Origin of the sequence: Rhodopseudomonas sp. WA056 (assembly GCF_010906995.1) — a bacterium.
Taxonomy (GTDB): domain Bacteria; phylum Pseudomonadota; class Alphaproteobacteria; order Rhizobiales; family Xanthobacteraceae; genus Rhodopseudomonas; species Rhodopseudomonas palustris_G.
In genome coordinates this window covers 40,331-56,139 of the sequence record NZ_QPFS01000001.1, presented here as the reverse complement: position 1 = coordinate 56,139, position 15,809 = coordinate 40,331, and the positions used below count along the sequence as shown (strand labels likewise).

General features: G+C 65.5%; 17 protein-coding genes. 9 read left to right on the top strand and 8 right to left on the bottom strand.

Annotation, left to right across the window (positions count from 1 at the left end; translation table 11 throughout):
* The first annotated feature begins 121 nt into the window (after nt 1-121).
* The 7 genes from DU475_RS00290 (at nt 122) to DU475_RS00265 (ending at nt 5,869) form a co-directional block, all read left to right on the top strand.
* Entirely contained in the window at nt 122-382 is a 261-nt protein-coding gene (locus DU475_RS00290) for a hypothetical protein (protein ID WP_013500822.1), read from the top strand.
* A 665-nt stretch (nt 383-1,047) separates the two neighbouring features.
* A complete protein-coding gene (locus DU475_RS00285) occupies nt 1,048-2,190 on the top strand; it encodes a type III PLP-dependent enzyme (protein WP_013500821.1) in 1,143 nt (380 codons plus the stop codon).
* Between the two features lie 212 nt (nt 2,191-2,402).
* On the top strand, nt 2,403-2,990 hold the full coding sequence (locus tag DU475_RS00280) for a GNAT family N-acetyltransferase (protein ID WP_013500820.1): 588 nt from the start codon (nt 2,403-2,405) through the stop codon (nt 2,988-2,990).
* Between the two features lie 10 nt (nt 2,991-3,000).
* On the top strand, nt 3,001-3,168 hold the full coding sequence (locus DU475_RS23995; protein WP_205524146.1) for a hypothetical protein: 168 nt from the start codon (nt 3,001-3,003) through the stop codon (nt 3,166-3,168).
* Nucleotides 3,169-3,264: 96 nt separating this feature from the next.
* Nucleotides 3,265-3,651, top strand: a complete 387-nt coding sequence (locus DU475_RS00275; RefSeq protein WP_013500818.1) for a RidA family protein — start codon at nt 3,265-3,267, stop codon at nt 3,649-3,651.
* Nucleotides 3,652-3,915: 264 nt separating this feature from the next.
* Entirely contained in the window at nt 3,916-4,320 is a 405-nt protein-coding gene (gene rnk / locus DU475_RS00270) for a nucleoside diphosphate kinase regulator (RefSeq protein ID WP_164630028.1), read from the top strand.
* 118 nt (nt 4,321-4,438) lie between these two features.
* Nucleotides 4,439-5,869 (top strand): homospermidine synthase, encoded by a 1,431-nt coding sequence (locus tag DU475_RS00265; RefSeq protein WP_164630026.1) that lies wholly within the window; start codon nt 4,439-4,441, stop codon nt 5,867-5,869.
* 269 nt (nt 5,870-6,138) lie between these two features.
* Here the strand turns inward: DU475_RS00265 and DU475_RS00260 are convergent, their stop codons facing one another.
* The 8 genes from DU475_RS00260 to DU475_RS00225 form a co-directional block, all read right to left on the bottom strand.
* On the bottom strand, nt 6,139-6,492 hold the full coding sequence (locus DU475_RS00260) for a hypothetical protein (RefSeq protein WP_013500815.1): 354 nt from the start codon (nt 6,490-6,492) through the stop codon (nt 6,139-6,141).
* A 107-nt stretch (nt 6,493-6,599) separates the two neighbouring features.
* Nucleotides 6,600-7,322: an MgtC/SapB family protein gene (locus DU475_RS00255; protein ID WP_164630024.1), complete on the bottom strand. Its 723-nt coding sequence runs from the start codon at nt 7,320-7,322 to the stop codon at nt 6,600-6,602.
* Nucleotides 7,323-7,356: 34 nt separating this feature from the next.
* On the bottom strand, nt 7,357-8,376 hold the full coding sequence (locus DU475_RS00250; protein ID WP_047307081.1) for a WD40 repeat domain-containing protein: 1,020 nt from the start codon (nt 8,374-8,376) through the stop codon (nt 7,357-7,359).
* On the bottom strand, nt 8,373-9,422 hold the full coding sequence (locus tag DU475_RS00245; protein WP_047307085.1) for a CobW family GTP-binding protein: 1,050 nt from the start codon (nt 9,420-9,422) through the stop codon (nt 8,373-8,375). Before DU475_RS00245 ends, DU475_RS00250 begins: the two co-directional genes overlap by 4 nt.
* A gap of 122 nt (nt 9,423-9,544) precedes the next feature.
* Entirely contained in the window at nt 9,545-10,450 is a 906-nt protein-coding gene (locus tag DU475_RS00240; RefSeq protein WP_164630022.1) for a metal ABC transporter substrate-binding protein, read from the bottom strand.
* Nucleotides 10,451-10,455: 5 nt separating this feature from the next.
* Nucleotides 10,456-11,325: a metal ABC transporter permease gene (locus DU475_RS00235; protein ID WP_013500810.1), complete on the bottom strand. Its 870-nt coding sequence runs from the start codon at nt 11,323-11,325 to the stop codon at nt 10,456-10,458.
* An 8-nt stretch (nt 11,326-11,333) separates the two neighbouring features.
* Entirely contained in the window at nt 11,334-12,083 is a 750-nt protein-coding gene (locus tag DU475_RS00230; RefSeq protein ID WP_164630020.1) for a metal ABC transporter ATP-binding protein, read from the bottom strand.
* Between the two features lie 2 nt (nt 12,084-12,085).
* Nucleotides 12,086-12,277, bottom strand: a complete 192-nt coding sequence (locus DU475_RS00225) for a hypothetical protein (protein ID WP_349644143.1) — start codon at nt 12,275-12,277, stop codon at nt 12,086-12,088.
* A 371-nt stretch (nt 12,278-12,648) separates the two neighbouring features.
* Between DU475_RS00225 and DU475_RS00220 the strand changes: the two genes are divergently transcribed.
* On the top strand, nt 12,649-13,353 hold the full coding sequence (locus tag DU475_RS00220; RefSeq protein ID WP_047307079.1) for an outer membrane protein: 705 nt from the start codon (nt 12,649-12,651) through the stop codon (nt 13,351-13,353).
* A 224-nt stretch (nt 13,354-13,577) separates the two neighbouring features.
* Nucleotides 13,578-15,716 (top strand): methyl-accepting chemotaxis protein, encoded by a 2,139-nt coding sequence (locus DU475_RS00215; protein WP_013500807.1) that lies wholly within the window; start codon nt 13,578-13,580, stop codon nt 15,714-15,716.
* The last annotated feature ends 93 nt before the right edge of the window (nt 15,717-15,809 follow it).

Below are 15,809 nucleotides of genomic sequence, written 5' to 3'. Positions count from 1 at the left end.
CGGGTAATCTGCGCAGGTTGAACCGGACGCCCCACTGCTGACACTTTAGGAGATCATCCGCTTTCGCTTGCCGATGCGGGCGATTTCGCTAGATTGCGCCCGCCAGAAGGACCTTCCAATCATGAGCAAGCCTGCCACCGCTACCGGATCTCGCCAGATCGCCTGGCCGAGCGTCATCACCGTCATCAGCGCCGCGATCCTGATCGGCGCCGAGGTGTTCGGGGCCGCGTTCGCCGGGGGGTGGGCATTGGCAATCCTGTTCGGCCTCGGTGACAACGCCACCCACATCCTGCAGGCGGTGCTGTTCGTCCTCGGCGTGGTGATCATGATCGGCTTCGTTCGCAACGCTCAGCGCATCGAACCGTTCTTCAGGCGCGCCTGATCCAATCCGGCCCGGAGCCTCGGGACCGACGCGCCGCCGTCATAATTGTCCCCGTCGTTATTGAAAAACTTGAACAAACGTTCAGCTTCGTAGCTGCCGGTGTGGTGGATCGGCAACGCTCCGCGACGACGGCGGATAATTGTCTGGTTAAGACAAAAAAAATCTTGCGACCCGGCATCGAAACACCTATTTGCACCCTTGCCCAATTTCGCACGTGCCCGTGGTCGTGTGTCAGTCGGTAGGTATCCGGACAAGAGGCCGGACAGCCGCCAAGGGATGAAGAGCCGAGGGTCTCCGAGCGTTCACGCGACGAGGCCAGCATCTCTCTCAAGAGATGCCGTTGAAGGTGTCTTCCTCTCTTGCAACCGTGACTGACAGCCGGAGGCGAACCGGCGCACCTCGTTCTCAACGGGGGACGCGACTTAAAGCAACGACGGAGCGGGCTTTTTTGGTCTCTGCCGGCTTTCCATCAGCCGGCGCGAATACCGAAGAGGCTTGTCCTTCATTGCCAGTGAGCGGGCGGGATCCTTCCCAACCAATCCAAGGCAGCACTGCTCGTCCGAGCTGATCGCTCGTCGCGCCTCCATCGCGCGACGGCGCTGAAGCCGTCGGACCAGCGCCATCGTTTTGGTTCGCGCCCGTCGCTGGGCGCGTGGGAGAGTGCCATGACCGAACGTATCCGCGAATTCCTGCGCGACCGCCGCGCCAAGGGTCTGGACGTCGAGCCGTGCCTGGTCGTCGACCTCGAAGTGGTCCGCGACAACTTCATGCATTTCGCCAAGGCGCTGCCGGACAGCCGCGTGTTCTATGCGATCAAGGCCAACCCGGCGCCGGAAGTGCTGTCGCTGCTGGCCTCGCTCGGCTCGTGCTTCGACTGCGCCTCGGTGCAGGAAATCCAGATGGCGCTGGCCGCGGGAGCGACCCCGGACCGCATCTCGTTCGGCAACACCATCAAGAAGGAGCGCGACATCGCGCGCGCCTACGAGCTCGGCATTCGCCTGTTCTCGGTCGACTGCACCGCCGAGGTGGAGAAGATCGCGCGCGTGGCGCCCGGCTCGAAGGTGTTCTGCCGCATCCTGTACGACTGCGCCGGCGCCGAGTGGCCGCTGTCGCGCAAGTTCGGCTGCGATCCGGAGATGGCGGTCGACGTGCTCGACGTCGCCAAGCGTCTCGGCCTGGAAGCCTACGGCATCTCGTTCCATGTCGGCTCCCAGCAGCGCAAAGTGAAGGCGTGGGACCGTGCGCTGGCGATGGCCGCGCAGGTGTTCCGCGACTGCGCCGAGCGCGGCATCAACCTGTCGATGGTCAACATGGGCGGCGGCTTCCCGACCAAGTATCTGAAGGAGGTTCCGCCTGTGGTGCAGTACGGCCGCTCGATCTTCCGGGCGCTGCGCAAGCACTTCGGCAACCAGATCCCGGAGACCATCATCGAGCCGGGCCGCGGCATGGTCGGCAACGCCGGCGTGATCGAGACCGAAGTCGTTCTGATCTCGAAGAAGAGCGACGACGACGAGACGCGTTGGGTGTATCTCGACATCGGCAAGTTCGGCGGTCTGGCCGAGACGATGGACGAGTCGATCCGCTACGCGATCAAATCGCGCCACGACGGCGCCGAGATGACGCCCTGCGTGCTCGCCGGCCCGACCTGCGACTCCGCCGACGTGCTGTACGAGAAGCTGCCGTATCCGCTGCCGGTGACGCTGGAGATCGGCGACAAGCTGCTGATCGAAGGCACCGGCGCCTATACGTCGACCTACTCGGCGGTGGCGTTCAACGGCTTCCCGCCGCTGGCGACCTACCACATCTAACTCCGTTCACCTCCCCGCTTGCGGAGGAGGTTGGATCGGAGGCGGTCCGGGTAGGGGAAGGGCGACTCGCCCTCATCCCCGGCCCTCTCCCGCGAGTGGGAGAGGGAGCAGAAGAATCGAGGCCGGCTTGCCGGCCTCTCCCAGTCACATCGCTGTTTGCTGACAACACGCTGCCGGCGCGGTTCGCCGGAGAGCGTGGGGATCGACGTGCCATGACGAACACCCTCGCCCCCCTGACTGCCTTGAACGTCGCAGCCGTTCCGTTCGCGATCCGTGCGGAAAAGAGCTCCGACATTGCCGCGCGTGAGCGCCTGCTGGATGCGTGCTTCGGCGAAAACCGCCACGCGCGCACCTGCCAGCGTTTGCGTGATGGACGCGCGCCCGCGGAAGGCCTCGCCTTCTCCGCGGTCCGTCAAGGCCGGCTGGTCGGCACCGTTCGGCTCTGGCATGTCGACGCAGGGGGCCGGGCCGCACTCGTGCTCGGCCCCCTCGCCGTCGATCCGTCCTGCCGCGAATTCGGCGTCGGCGGCGCACTGATGCGCGCGGCGCTGGCGGAAGCCGCCGCGCGCGGCCACGGCGCGGTGATCCTGCTCGGCGACGCGCCGTACTACGCGCGGTTCGGCTTCACGACTGATAAGATGGATGCGCTGGCGCTGCCCGGCCCATTCGAGCGCGACCGCCTGCTCGGCCTCGAACTGCGCAAGGGCGCGCTCGACGGTGCCGCCGGCCTGATCGTCGCCACCGGTACCACCGCCAAGCCGGCACGCGCCGAGCGGGCGCGTCTTCGTCGCGCCGCGTAAGGAGGGGCCGATGCGTTTTCTTCGATTGCCGCGCCCGACTCACCGCGCCTTCGCACCGCGCGATCCGGCCAAGCGCCCGCGTGTCACGGTGCTGGTGCTCGCCGTGTTCGCTCTCAAGATCGCCGTCGACGCCTTGCGCCGGCGGCGCGGCCGCGGAGCCGAAACAACCGCAGCTTAACCCGATCGTGTGTCAGGGCTGAGACAGTCTCGGCCTTGATTTGCAAAACCAGACGCGGCATTGGCTGCCGTCTCTCTCAGTTCCAGGATTGCTTCAATGTCGCGTCGCCTGATTTCCACCGGATCGCCGTTCGAAAAAACTGCCGGCTACAGCCGCGCCGTGGTCGACGGTGATTTCGTCTTCGTTTCCGGGACCACCGGCTACGACTACACCACGATGACACTGCCCGAGGACGTCACCTCGCAGACCCGGAACTGCTTCAAGACGATCGGCGCAGCCCTGAAGGAAGCCGGTTTTGCGATGGAAGACATCGTGCGGGCGACCTACTACATCACCGACCCGAAGGACGCCGATGCGGTGTTCGCGGTGTGCGGCGAGAACCTCTCCGAGATCCGCCCGGCGGCCACGATTGTCGCGGTCGCCGGCCTGTACAAGCCGGAAATGAAGATCGAGATCGAAGTCACCGCCAAGCGCCGCAGCTAAGTCCATCTATTTGTACGATAATCGGCTCCCCGTTGACTTTCGGGCGGGGAGCCCTACGTTCCGACGATCATGACGATCTTGCCCCGCAACCGTTTGATGCTGCGCGCCGGTCGCCTTCACGCAGGAAGGTGACCCGGGCGCGCGCGTGCGCCGTCCGGGCTTAACGATCTCGTCGACGACCTCTCCCCTTTTTTCAGACTGCTACTTATCCCGTGAATGCCGATGCGCATCAGGCGCGCGGCGTGACAAGGATCCGTGAAAGACATGATTCAGACCATTCGTACCCAGCGCCCGCCGATTACCCTCCGCAGCCGTGATGCCGAACGGCTCGGCCAACTCGCCGAGGTCGCCGCGCAGCGCTATCCGGCCACGGCCGAATTCCTCGCCGGCGAGGTCGCCCGCGCCAGTGTCGCCCCTGACAGCGCCCCCCTGCCGGGGATCGTCTGCATGGAATCCGCCCTGACCTTCCGGGACGATACCACCGGCAAGGAAAAACACGTGACGCTGGTATATCCGACCGAGGCGGACGTCGAAGCTGGTCGTATTTCGATATTGACCCCGATCGGTGCCGCCCTTATCGGCCTCTCGGTCGGACAGTCGATCCGTTTCGAGACCCCGTCGGGCGAACGGCGTTCCCTGACGGTACTCAGCGTGTCCGAACCGAACTGACCACTCGTCCTACGGGTCGCAGGTGACATCCGAAGTTCACCTCGCCGTCACATTCCCGAACTGTCCTGTCCGCACATAGCGGCGTGATCCCTGTCCCACTGTCCGGAGTTCAAACCTGATGTCGTCCACTTCGAAGATCCACGCCAAGATCACCGGCCCCATCGTGATGATCGGCTTCGGCTCGATCGGCAAGGGCACGCTGCCCCTGATCGAGCGACACTTCGAGTACGACAAGAAGCGGTTCGTGATCATCGATCCGCACGCGGACGGCGAACTCGCCGAGAAGCACGGCGTCCGCTTCATCAAGCAGGCGGTCACCAAGGACAACTACCGCGAACTGCTGGTCCCGCTGCTGACCGAAGGCGGCGGCCAGGGCTTCTGCGTCAATCTGTCGGTCGATACCGGCTCGGTCGACATCATGACGATGTGCCGCGAGATCGGCTCGCTGTACATCGACACCGTGGTCGAGCCTTGGCTCGGGTTCTATTTCGACAAGAATGCCGGCCCGGAGAAGCGCTCCAACTACGCGCTGCGCGAGACGCTGCTGGCCGCCAAGGCCAAGAATCCCGGCGGCACCACCGCGGTGTCGACCTGCGGCGCCAACCCCGGCATGGTGTCGTGGTTCGTCAAGCAGGCGCTGCTCGACATCGCCCGCGACACCGGCACCGAAATCAACGAACCGAAGAGCCGCGAAGGCTGGGGCCAGCTCGCTCAGAAGCTCGGCGTCAAGGGCATCCACATCGCCGAGCGTGATACCCAGCGCGCCAAGACCCCGAAGCCGATGAACGTGTTCGTCAACACCTGGTCGGTCGAAGGCTTCGTGTCCGAAGGCCTGCAGCCGGCCGAACTGGGCTGGGGCACGCACGAGAAGTGGATCCCGGACAACGGCCGCAAGCACACCGAGGGCTGTCAGGCCGCGATCTACCTGCTGCAACCGGGCGCCAACACCCGCGTCCGCACCTGGTGCCCGACCCCGGGCGCGCAGTACGGCTTCCTCGTCACCCACAACGAGTCGATCTCGATCGCCGACTACTTCACGGTGCGCGACGGCCAGAACGTGGTGTACCGGCCGACCTGCCACTACGCCTATCACCCGGCCAACGATGCGGTGCTGTCGCTGCACGAGATGTTCGGCGCAGAAGGCAAGATGCAGCCGAAGTGGCACATCCTGGACGAGAACGAGATCGTCGATGGCATCGACGAGCTCGGCGTGCTGGTCTACGGCCACGCCAAGAACGCCTACTGGTACGGCTCGCAGCTCTCGATCGAGGAAACCCGCAAGGTCTGCCCGTATCAGAACGCCACCGGCATGCAGGTGTCGTCGGCTGTGCTGGCCGGCATGGTGTGGGCGCTGGAAAACCCCGAAGCCGGCATCGTCGAGGCCGACGAGATGGACTTCCGCCGCTGCCTCGAGGTGCAGATGCCGTATCTCGGCCCGGTGAAGGGCTACTACACCGACTGGACCCCGCTCACCGACCGCCCCGGCCTGTTCCCGGAGGACATCGACACCTCCGATCCGTGGCAGTTCAAGAACGTCCTGGTGCGCTGAGTCGCCGGACGGCCTTTGGGCGGACAGCGTTCGCGTTGTCCGCCTTCTGCCAGAACACCTCGAGATTCCGGGTTCGCGAGCTGCGCTCGCGCCCCGGAATGACGGTGTGATCCCAATTGCCCCACCCCGAGTCATTCCGGGGCGCGCGAAGCGCGAACCCGAATCTCCTGCCGACCGCGCGATCGCTGCCGTGCGCACAGCAAAGAAAGACCGGGCTCGCGAAACGCGGCCCGGCCAGGTTCAATCTTCCGTTTCTAACTGTCGTCGGTTCAGCCGCCCTTCGGCTTGATCGGTTCGCCGATCTTCTCCGGCGGCGCAGGCGGCAGCGCCGGCCTGGCGCCGGACTGCACCGCGTCCTGGTCAGGACGGGCGGGCTGTGGCGGAATGTCGTGGGGCCGCGCGCCGGTCGGCTGCGCGTCCTGCGATGCAGCCGGCCTGTGCTCCGCGCCGGGTGTCGAACTCGGCGGCTGCGGGGTCGCCTGGGCGAACTGCAGCCCGCCGGTGCGGGTGTCGATCTGGGTCAGCGACAGCCCGGATAGCGCCACGCCCGCGGCGATCAGCACGCCGGCCAGCACCAGATCCCGCCTCAGACCGCGCTCCTTGTCGTTGTCGTCTGCTGTCATGATCCTCGTCCCTTCCTCGCCCGAACCAACCGGCGCGCGGGGGCATCGTTCCGGGTTCCGGTGTCGCACCGGGTTCCGGAACGGTCGCATTTGCCGACAAGGTTAAATCAATCTTTAGTGCTGGTTTCCCAGGCGGCGTGTTCGACGCCCGGCTCCTTGCCGAGTTCTGCCACCACCGCATCGAGCTCATTGGGCTCCACAGCGGTCGAGACCAGCGTGGCGACGATCTCGACCTTGTCGTCGGCGTGCTCGACGGATTCGACCTCGACATCCGCGACCGGATAGTCGGCCTGCTCCAGCTTTTCTTCGAGATGCTCGCGCAGCCGGCCGGCGGCGGCGCTGCCTGCGGTGAGGCGGACCGAATAGGTCGCCTCCGAGGTGCGCTCGTCGAACGGAATACGGTTGATGGCATTGACGAGCGGCCGCAGCAGCGTATTGCCGGCGATCACGAACACGGTCAGCGCCACCGCCTGCGCCGCCAGGTCTCCGCCGGCGCAGCAGCCGACCGCGGCCGAACTCCACAGCGTCGCCGCGGTGTTGAGGCCGCGGACATTCATGCCCTCTTTCATGATCACCCCGGCGCCGAGAAAGCCGATGCCGGAGACCACATAGGCGATCACCCGGACCGCGCCGTCGGCGCCGGCCAGATGCATCGCCAGATCGACGAAAGCGGCGGCGCCGACCGCCACCAGCACGTTGGTACGCAGGCCAGCGGCGCGGGTCCGATACTGCCGTTCGGCGCCGATCAGCATGCCGAGCACGAAGGCGACGGCGAGGCTGACCAGCGTGTCGAGGAAATCGGCGGTCTGGAAGGTGGTCAGGAAACGCATCGGAAGCCGTCCGCAGTCGAAAGACGGCTTCCTCTTACAGCGGAAGGATGCCGGCCGCACCATCCTCGTCGGAAAACGCCAGCAGCGTGCCCTTGGCGTTCCAGGCCAATGCGGCGACCGGTGGGGTGCCGTTGCGGCGGGCGAGAATTTCAGCGCCGTCGCTCATCCGCACCAGCAGCACGGTGCCGTCGCTGTAGCCGGCCGCAAGAATGTCGTTCTTGGGATGACAGGCGACGGCGCTGACCCGTGCCTCGAGCGGCCCCAGCATCGCCGGCTGCTTGCCCATCGGCCCGTCCTTGCTGGCGAACGGCCAGATGATCACCGCATCGGCGCCGGAGGTCGCGAGCCCCTTGCCGCCGACCGTCCAGGCCATCGACCGCACCCGCCCGGGATAGCCGGTCATCCGCATGTGCTTGGAGTCCGCCAGTCGCCAGCCGTGCAGCGCCGGCTCGTGCATCGCGGTCACCAGGAAGCGGTTGTCCGGGCTGAACATCACGCCGAGATGCGAGCCCGCCCATTCGAGCACTTCGGCGTTGCCGGCCATGTTGGGAAACCACAGCGTCACACCGTTGTAGTGCGCGATCGCCAGCCGCAGCCCCTTTGGCGCGAAGGCGAGGCCGCCGACCGTGGACGGCACCTCGAAGAACTTGTCCTCGGCCTTCGGAGCGCGGACATAGGCGATCTTGCCGGCCGACCACGCCACCGCGCCGTCCGGATGCAGCGCGACATTGTCGATCCAGCGCCGCTTGGCATCGGTGGCGAAGGTCTCAGACCTACCCGAGCCGTCCAGCAGCATCACCTTGCCGTCGTCGCCGCCAGTAACGATGCGCTTGCCGTCGCAGGCCACGCTGAGGATGCCTCCGCCGTGCAGCTCAACGGTCGAGACGGTGCCGTCTGCGGTCACCAGTGTCGCGTTCTCCTCGGTGCCGACGAACACCGCGGTGTCGCCGAGGAAGTGGACCGCGCCGGCGCCGCCTTCGACGGTGACCGGCTTCACCCGATCGGTGACCGAGGCGATCGACCCGGCTTCGCCGGGCGTATCGAAGCCGCTCATGACGCGATGCACTTGTCGAAGCCGTCGCGGATCGCCTGTTCGGGCAGATCGCGACCGATGAACACCACGCGGCTCTCGCGCACCTCACCGTCCCGCCAGGCGCGCTGATGATCGCCTTCGAGCATCATGTGAACGCCCTGGAATACGTAGCGGTCGTCATCGCCCCTGAAGGCGAGGATGCCCTTGGAGCGCAGAATCTTGCCGCCTTCGGTCTGCACCAATTGCTGCAGCCAGGGCATGAACTTGGCAGGGTCGAGCGGCTTGTCGCTCTTCAGCGACAGCGATTGCATGTCCTCGTCGTGGTAGTGCTTCAGACCGTGGCCATGATGATGATCGTGGCCGTGGTGATGGTGACCATGGTCGTGATCATGATGGTGGTCGTGATCGTCGGCCTCGAGGAAGTCCGGCTCGATCTCGAGAATCCGGTCGAGATCGAAAGCGCCGCGCTCCAGCACGTCGGCGATCGCGACCTGGCAACGCTCGGTGCGATGCAGCTTGGCGTAGGGGTTGATCGCGCGGATCCGGGCCTCGACCTCGGCGAGTTCGGCGGGCGTCACCAGATCGGTCTTGTTCAGCACGATGACGTCGGCGAACGCGATCTGGTTCTTGGCTTCCGGCGCATCCTTCAGCCGCTCGCTCAGCCATTTGGCGTCGGCGACGGTGACCACCGCATCGAGCCGGGCGGCGTTCTGCACGTCCTCGTCGACGAAGAAGGTCTGCGCCACCGGCGCCGGGTCGGCGAGGCCGGTGGTCTCGACGATGATCGCGTCGAACTTGCCCTTGCGCTTCATCAGTCCGGCGAGAATCCGCACCAGGTCGCCACGCACGGTGCAGCAGACGCACCCGTTGTTCATCTCGAACACTTCTTCGTCGGCCCCGATAATCAGGTCGTTATCGATACCGATCTCGCCGAACTCGTTGACGATCACCGCATACTTCTTGCCGTGATTCTCCGACAGGATGCGGTTCAGCAGCGTGGTCTTGCCGGCACCGAGATAGCCGGTGAGGACGGTGACGGGAATCTTCGAGGCGGCGGTAGAGGTCATCAGCACTTGCTCCAGCACGGAGCCCCGGCCTGAACACACGGCTTGCGCGTCTCGAAGGTCGGGGCCGGAAATGGCGGGGACCGCGCTCCGCCGGGTTGCCGGATGCAGCGGGACCGGGGCCGCTAACTGCTCAGCGCGCCGGTCAGCGTCTTTATATTGTGCCTGACCATGTCAATGTAAGTGGGAGCTTCGCCGTTTTCGGCCGTCAGACTGTCGGAATACAGCGTGCCGCCGATCTTGGCGCCGGTCTCGGCGCTGATCCGCTGCATCAGCCGCGGGTCGCTGATGTTCTCCAGGAACACCGCCGGCACCTTGTCCTTGCGGATCTGCTTGATGATGGCGGCGACGTCGCGGGCGCTGGCCTCGGATTCGGTCGAAACGCCCTGCGGGGCGATGAAGGTCACCCCGTAGGCGTCGGCGAAATAGCCGAACGCCTCATGGGTCGAGATCACCTTGCGGCGGGCGGCGGGGATCGCCGCGACGGCGGCGCGGACGTCGCGGTCGAGCGCATCGAGCTTGCCGAGATAGGCCTCGGCATTGGCCTTGTAGGCCTCGGCGCCGGCCGGATCGGCGGCGATCAGCGCATCGCGGATGTTCGTCACGTAGATCTTGGCATTGCCGACCGACTGCCAGGCGTGCGGGTCGGTCTTGCCGTGGTCGTGACCACCGTGACCGTGATCATGGTCGTCGTCCGCGGCGCGCGGCTTGACGCCCTTGGTCGCGGTCACGATGGTCGCCTTGCCGCCGGACGACTTCACCAGCCGGGGCAGCCAGCCTTCGAGACCGAGGCCGTTGACCACCACCAGCCTGGCGTCTGCGATGGTCTTGGCGTCGGTCGGCGACGGCGTGTAGACGTGGGCGTCGCCGTTCGGCCCGACCAGCGTCGCGACCTCGATCCGATCACCACCGACGTTGCGGACGAAATCGCCGAGAATCGAGAAACTCGCGACCACACGGACCCGGTCGTCCGCCTGCGCCGGCGCCGCCATCAGCAGCGCCGCAATCAGCATCACACCCAAACGAATCATCGCACTCAAGCCTCCAGGTGGCGACCGGGAAAGAGCTTGCGAACCACGCCCCCGGACCGGCCGAAGAAAAGCGAAAACAGATAGATCGCCGCAGCGACCAGAATGATCGCGGGCCCCGACGGCAGGCCGGCGTGATACGACAGCACCAGGCCGCAATAGCCCGACAGCATCGCGCTGCCGACCGCCACCAGCATCATCCCGGAGATGTCGCGCGCCCAGAATTTGGCGATGCCGGCCGGCAGGATCATCAGCCCGACCGCCAGCAGCGTGCCGAGCGCGTGAAAGCCGTTGACCAGATTGATCACCACCAGCGCCATGAAGATCAGATGCGCTGGGGCGCCGGCGCGGCTGACGGTGCGCAGGAACAGCGGATCGACGCACTCGATCACCAGCGGTCGCCAGATCACCGCCAGCGCAACCAGCGTCAGCGTGGCATTGAAAGCAATCACCAGCAGGGTGCGGTCGTCCATCGCCAGGATGTTGCCGAACAACACATGCAGCAGATCGATATTGGTGCCACGCATCGACACGATGGTGACGCCGAGCGCCAGCGACACCAGATAGAACGCCGCCAGCGAGGCGTCTTCTTTCAGTTCGGTGACGCGCGACACCAGCCCGGCCAGAATCGCCACCGCAAATCCGGCGATCAGCCCGCCGAACGTCATCGCGAACAGGTTGAGACCGGACAGCAGGAAGCCGATCGCGGCGCCGGGCAGGATGGCATGCGCCATCGCGTCGCCGACCAGGCTCATCCGGCGCAGCATCAGGAACACGCCGATCGGCGCGCCGCCGAGCGACAGCGCGACGATGCCGGCGAGTGCCCGGCGCATGAATTCAAACTCGGTGAACGGCGCCACCAGCGCCTGATCCAGCATCATCGGTCTCAGGCTGCCTGCGACGCGGCGGTGCAAGCGGCAGCGCTGTCGTCGAACGCCTCGCACATCCGCCGCGCCTCGGTCTGGTTGTCGATCGTCAACACCTCGGCGGTCGTGCCCCAGGCCACCGCGGTCCGCGCCAGCAGCAGCGTCTGCGGGAAGCTGGCATGCACCAGATCGAGATCGTGCAGCGCCGCAATCACGGTTCGCCCCTCCTCGTGCCAGCGCCGCACCAGATTGACGAGGTCGGCCGTGGTCCGTGCATCAACGGCGTTGAACGGCTCGTCGAGCACGATGACACGGGCGTCCTGCAGCAGCACGCGGGCGAACAGCATGCGCTGCATCTGGCCGCCCGACAGGGTGCCGATGTTCCGGGTTTCGAATCCCGACAGGCCGACCGCCGCCAGGGCGCGAGCGATCCGGTTCTTGGCGTCGCGGCCGAGGCTGCCGAACGCACCGGTCGACCGCCACAGCCCGGTCCCGACGAAATCGAACACGGAAATCGGAAACGAGCGATCGATCTCGGCGCTTTGCGGCAGATAAGCGATGTCGCGGACATCGATGCCGTTGCGATCGATCGAGCCTGACAGCGGCTTGAGGATGCCCACGATCCCGCGAAACAGAGTCGATTTTCCGGCGCCGTTCGGGCCGACCACGGCCAGCAGCGTGCCGGCAGCGATCTGCCCGGAGAGGTGATGCACCGCCGGGTGGCGGTCGTAGCCAAGGGTCACGTCATGGAAGGAGAGTTGCGCCGGCATCGTCACCTCATCGCCACCAGCACCAGCGCCCACAGCGCGGCGCTCATGACCAGCGCCGCGGCGATTCGGCTGGCGAGGCCCATCCTCAGGAGCGACCAAGGGGCGGCCTGCGGTGGGTGCGGCGATTCAACGCCGTGAACGTGCACGCGGACATTCCCGGCCGGGTGGGAAAGAGAAGAAGGAGATTTGCTCACGTCCATCCATCCGGAAGGTATCGTCGATCACTCGTTATACTATAACATCATCACGCCGACTGGTGGCAAGCGTCCACGAGCGCACATAACCGTCATAAATCAAAGCCTTAAACACGCCCTGCCGCAGCGCCGCAAATTTGAGCAGATGTAAAAATCTGACGCCCTTTCGGGCGGCCGGCCCGGTTCCGAATTAAGGCGGAATTTAGATCTATTTAAGGTTCCATTAGCCATAAAAAATTGTGCCCAGTCATGAGGTTAGTTCCAAACGGAGTGTGGCCTCCCGGTGACAGCATTTTGCGTCAAATCCCGCTAAGTCATTCGGCAGATGGCGCCGACGAACGGTGCGTCTGACAAAGTCTGGAGACAATGACATGAAGAAGATTCTGCTCGGCACCGTGGCCCTGATCGCCCTCGGCGCGGCCCCGGCCGTCGCCGCGGACCTCGCCGCCCGCCCGTACACCAAGGCTCCGGCCTACGCCCCGGCCCCGATCTACAACTGGACCGGCTTCTACATCGGTGGTCACATCGGTGGCGCCTTCTCGGGCGACAACAGCATCGGCACCGGCGTCACCGCCTCCGACAACGGCAAGTTCCTCGGCGGTGTGCAGGCCGGTTACGACTGGCAGTTCGCTCCGAACTGGGTGCTCGGTGTTGAAGGCCAGTACTCCTGGCTGAGCGGCACCAACAGCGCCGTGTCGTGGGGCGCGCCGGGTGCGGTGTTCACCTATTCTGACAACCAGCGTGGTCTGGCGTCGGTCACCGGCCGCCTCGGCTACACCTGGGGTCCGGCTCTGCTCTACGTCAAGGGCGGTTGGGCTTACGCCGACTACTCGAGCAGCCTGACCTTCAACGGCGTCGGCGTTGCGGTCGACAGCAAGACCGACGGCTACACCGTCGGTGGCGGTCTCGAATACCTGTTCGCTCCGAACTGGTCGGGCAAGATCGAGTACCAGTACTACGACTTCGGCAACGTCACCCTCGCCCCGGGCTTCACCGCGAAGAACGACGAGCACGTGGTCAAGGCCGGCCTGAACTACCGCTTCAACTGGGGCGGTCCGGTCGTCGCCAAGTACTAAGACCTGATCACTTCCTCTTCTGGAAGTTGGAAGGGGCCGGCCTCGCGCCGGCCCTTTTTCATTTTTGAAACCATGCCGGACGGTACCGAACCAATCGCTCAAACAGCGACCAATCCTCGTAAGAACACGTGAAGAATATTAACCCCCTAATCTGATACTTCCGCCGGCATACAGGCGGTCGACGCGGGTTTGCAGAGAATCGCAAAGAGTCAGGTGGGGGAAATATGTCCGGGAAATTCGCGAAGCTCCGACGTCTGCGGCCGACTTTTCCGCAATTCGGAATTCGCGGCAGTTTGTTCGCCGCATTCACCGTGATTGCCGGCATGGCGATCCTGATCAGCGCCTGGGCAGGATTCAGCCTGCACCAGCTCGGTCAAACCATGTCCGGGCTCAGCGGACGCGACATTCCCAAGCTCGCAGCCAGCCTGCAGCTCGCCGCCGAGAGCGAGAGGCTCGCCAGCCAGGCGCCGATCCTGCTCGAATCGATGTCGGACGAACAGCTTCGCGCACGCTCGTCACGGATGAAGGCGGCGCAGCAGGTCGCCATGGAAAAGCTCGCCGACATCACCACTTTTGGCGGTGAAAAAGCAGTGGTGTCGGCCCTCACCGAGACATTGAGGAGCATCGACGACACCATCCGCAGCCTCGGCTCCGCGGCCCAGGAACGGGTCGACCTGACCACCCAACACGCCAAACTTTACGAGGAGCTGCGCCGCTCGCACGACGCCTTCATCGCGGTCGCCAATCCGGCGATGCTCGACGCCCAGACGCAGATGAATGCGGTGCTCGGCTCGGTCGACCTGTCTCAGGACGAAGCAACCGCCGCCGGACGACGAATCGAACAGCTCGGCACCATCATCGCCCTCAGCAATCTGATCGCCTCTGACCTGATGGCAGCACTGTCCGCCTCGGGCACCGACCAGCTCGACCCGGCCGAAGCCAGCTTCAAGGAAGCCCGTCAGGTGGTGAACGCCAATCTCGACGGTCTCCCCGAGAACCAGACGACGGCCGGGATCAAGGCCGCAGCGCAGAAGTTGATGGCGCTCGGCGACGGCAAGACCGGGGCATTCAAGCTGCGGCAACTCGAACTCGACGCCCGCGACTATCGCGATCTGCTGCTCGACGAGACCCGCAAGCTCAATGTCGGCCTCGGCATCAGCGTCAAGCAGCTCGTCGACAGCGTCCGCAACGAAACCACCGTTGGAACGTCGGAGGCGCAGGCGCAGATCTCGCTCGCCACGCAAGCGATGATCACGCTCGGCGCGCTGACCCTGATCGGTTCGGCCTTGTTCGTCTGGCTGTATGTCGGCCGCAGCATCCTGCGCCGGATCGGCGGCCTGCAGAAATCGATGCAAAGCTTGTCGGCCGGCGATCTCGACACCACCATCGAGCGAGGCCAGCGCCGCGACGAGATCGCGGTGATGGCCGAGTCGCTCGAAGTGTTCCGCGACAACATGGTCCGGGCCAGGACCCTGAGCGCCGAGCAGGACAAGGACCGCGCCGCCAAGGCCGAGCGGACGGAACGGATCGAGGCACGGATCGCCGAGTTCGAAGCCACCGTGCGCAGCACGATGGAGAAGCTGCAATCCTCCGCCGACCAGATGCAGGAGACCGCGCACGCGATGGCAACGACGTCGGAGCAGTCGAGCGCGCTGGTGACCACCGTCGCTTCGGCCGCGGAGGAAACCTCGGTCAACGTCCAGACCGTAGCGACGGGAACCGAGCAGCTCGCCTCGTCGATCGCCGAGATCAGCCGCCAGGTCACGACCTCGGCGGAGATCGCCACCCGGGCGGTGCGCGAAGCCGGCGAAACCGACACCACGATGCAGGGCCTCGCGGACAATGCCGAACGGATCAGCGCGGTCATCGACCTCATCCAGAGCATCGCCTCGCAGACCAACCTGCTGGCGCTCAACGCGACGATCGAAGCCGCTCGCGCCGGCGACGCCGGCCGCGGCTTCGCCGTGGTTGCAGCCGAGGTCAAGGATCTCGCCAGCCAAACCGCCAAGGCGACCGAGGAGATCAGGGCGCAGATCGCCGCGATGCAGGGCGTGACCAGCAACGCCGTCGGCGCGATCCGCAACATCGGCCAGACCATCACCTCGATCAACGAGGTGACGACTGCGATCACCGCGGCGGTCGAGGAACAGGGCGCGGCGACTCGCGAGATCGCCCGCAACATCCAGCATGCGGCCGGCGGCACCAGCGAAGTCTCCAGCAATATCGTCGGCGTCAGCGCCGCGGCCTCCCAGGCCGGCTCGGCCGCCTCCGAGGTGCTGAACGCCTCCGGCTCGCTGCGCCAGGAAGCGGCGCTGCTGCGGCAGGAAATCGACGCCTTCCTGGTCAATATCCGCGCCGCGTGACCGGCATCCGGATCGAACGGCCGATGGCGTACGCCCCGGCCGTTCGATCCAGCCCTGTGATCGCCGCAACCGGCCCGGCGGTTTTTCGGCTGG